At 64.0% G+C, this 545-nt stretch carries 2 pseudogenes; both read left to right on the top strand.

Annotated elements, in window-relative coordinates:
* Positions 1-185: pseudogene (locus MOV74_RS40045) on the top strand (hypothetical protein); the annotation flags it as partial.
* A gap of 164 nt (positions 186-349) precedes the next feature.
* Positions 350-545, top strand: a pseudogene (locus tag MOV74_RS40040) (thermonuclease family protein); the annotation flags it as partial.

Below are 545 nucleotides of genomic sequence, written 5' to 3'. Positions count from 1 at the left end.
CACCGGCGCTGAACGTGATCGTCGCCAACCTCGGCGAAGGCGGCCGCCGCGGCCCGTTCCGCGCCTATGAGTGGAACAAGATGAAGACGCCGACGCGGATCCTGGTCGGCGGGCCGGAGGTGACGTCGGCCTTCGTGCTGATGGGGCTGGCGGTGGCGCGCCGGCGAATGGTGAATGGCGAGTAGCGAATGGGGCTGATCACAGCTCTATTCGCCACTCCCTATTCGCAATTCGCCCGCTTCGATGACGGGAAGTTGAAAGCTCATTCGTTAGGCAAGCGCTGGCCGAGCGGACAAAAGCCGACCACAATTGCGCGGTCTATCGAGATTTTCATCACACGCGGACCGGCATGTTGCGAAAATTCCTGATTGCGCTGTCTTTGCTTGCCCTCCCGTCGATGGCGCACGCCGCCGACATCACCGGCACGGCAAAGGTCCGCGCCGGCGATGCCGTCGTGATCGGCAACACGCGCATCCGGCTCGGCGGCATCGACGCGCCCGCAGTCGACCAGCTCTGTCTCAACACCAAGGTCGAGCGCTGGACCT

This window comes from Bradyrhizobium sp. SHOUNA76 (genome assembly GCF_023006445.1).
Classification (GTDB): Bacteria; Pseudomonadota; Alphaproteobacteria; order Rhizobiales; family Xanthobacteraceae; genus Bradyrhizobium.
The sequence above is the reverse complement of the archived record's forward strand: the minus strand, read 5'-3'. Positions and strand labels throughout refer to the sequence as shown.